The 1,815-nt window shown below is 74.0% G+C and carries 2 protein-coding genes; both read right to left on the bottom strand.

All coding sequences use genetic code 11. The features are described from left to right. Positions 1-984: ATP-dependent helicase (locus tag ESO86_RS16300; protein ID WP_165308125.1), on the bottom strand; the 984-nt coding region annotated here is incomplete at its 3' end. After that, positions 969-1,815: NAD(+) diphosphatase (gene nudC, locus ESO86_RS16295; protein WP_129235885.1), on the bottom strand; the 847-nt coding region annotated here is incomplete at its 5' end. The genes nudC and ESO86_RS16300, both read right to left, overlap by 16 nt.

Here is a 1,815-nt window from a genome sequence, read left to right as displayed (position 1 = left end):
CTCCGGGCCGGATGCCGCGGGGTCGCCGCCGTCCGGCGCGGCCGCCGCGAGCCGCAGCGCTCCGGGCCGTCCGCGCATGAGCCGGTTGGCGACGTCGACGATCTCGGGCGTCGACCGGTAGTTGCGCTCGAGCCGCACGATCGTGGCATCCGGGTAGTGGCGCTCGAAGCCGAGGAGGTACTCGGCGCTGGCGCCCGCGAACGAGTAGATGGTCTGGCTCGCGTCGCCGACCACGCACACGTCGCGGCGCCCGCCGAGCCACAGCTCGAGCAGGTGCTGCTGCGCGGGCGAGACGTCCTGGTACTCGTCGACGACGAAGTGACGGTACGCCTCGCGCACCTGCATCGCGACGGCCGGCTCCGACTCGATCATGCCCGCGGTGGCGAGCAGCACGTCCTCGAAGTCCATCGCACGGCGCTCGTCCTTGAGCTCCTCGTACGCCTCGACCAGCGCGAGCATCTGCTCCGCCGTGAGCGCACCGGGCGCGCCGCGGGACGCGAGCCTCACGCGGTACTCGTCCATGCCGACGAGGCCGACCTTGCGCCACTCGATCTCGGCGGCGACGTCGCGGAGCGTCGCGGTGTCGACCTTCACCTTGCACCGTTCGGCGGCGAGCCCGAGCAGGCGGCCCTTGAAGTCGAGCACCCTGGGCGCGGGGCCGCCGACGACGATCGGCCAGAAGTGGTTGAGCTGGGCGAGCGCAGCCGCGTGGAAGGTGCGGGCGGCGACGGCGCCCGCGCCGAGCGCGCGGAGCCTCGTGCGCAGTTCGGCGGCCGCTCGCGAGGTGAACGTCAGCGCCATGACGCGCGCGGGGTCGTACGAGCCGGACGCGACGCCGTAGGCGATCCGGTGCGTGATCGCACGCGTCTTGCCCGTGCCGGCGCCCGCGAGCACGCAGACCGGCCCGATCAGCGCCTCGGCGGCGACGCGCTGCTCGTCATCCAGTGCGGCGAGGAGCGGGTCGCCCGTCACGACGTCGACCACGGCATCGACGAGGCGAGCGGCCCGCCGTACCACTCCTCGAGCATCCAGCGGGCGATCGAGGTCTCGCCCGGCAGCGCGACGCGGCCGAGCGCGTCGCGCAGGCCGTCGCGGTCGAACCAGCGGAGCTCGAGGATCTCCTCGCCGTCCGGCACAGGCATCGTCGAGGCGCCGTGCGCCACCCGCGCGCGGAACGCGCACATGAGGCTGGCCGGGAACGGCCACGGCTGGGAGCCCAGGTACTCGACGCGGTCGACGGTGAGCCCCGTCTCCTCGACGAGCTCGCGCACGACCGCCGCCTCGAGCGACTCCCCCGGTTCCACGAAACCCGCGAGCACCGAGAACCGGTCCTGCTCCCACATCGCGTTCGAGCCGAGGAGCACGCGATCCTCGTCGTCGGTGACGAGCACGATCACCGCCGGATCGGTGCGCGGGAACCGCAGCCGGTCCTCTTCCAGGCACCGGCGCGCCCACCCGGAGCTGACGACCTCGGTCGGGCTGCCGCAGCTCGGGCAGAATGCGTGGGTCGCGTGCCAGTTCGCGAGGGCCACCGCCTCGATCGCGAGCCCGGCGTCGCGGTCGTCGAGCGAGGTCGCGATCGTTCGGAGTCCGGCCCAGCGGGTCTCATCGGCGATCGCGGCCGAGGCGTCGGCACCGTAGGTCCACGCCTCGATCGGGCTGCCGGCGGGCAGAGCGTCGCCCGTGGCATCCGCCCCCGCATCGAGCGTGCGCCCCAGGTAGGCGCGCACGTCGGGCACGGGCAGGGTCGACGGATGCCGCAGCTCGAGGCGCACCGCCCCGTCGGGCGCCACCGGCTCGACCACGAGCACGCGG

It is taken from the genome of Agromyces binzhouensis, assembly GCF_004135055.1.
In the GTDB taxonomy this organism is placed as follows: Bacteria; Actinomycetota; Actinomycetes; order Actinomycetales; family Microbacteriaceae; genus Agromyces; species Agromyces binzhouensis.
This window is presented reverse-complemented; position numbering and strand designations above follow the sequence as displayed.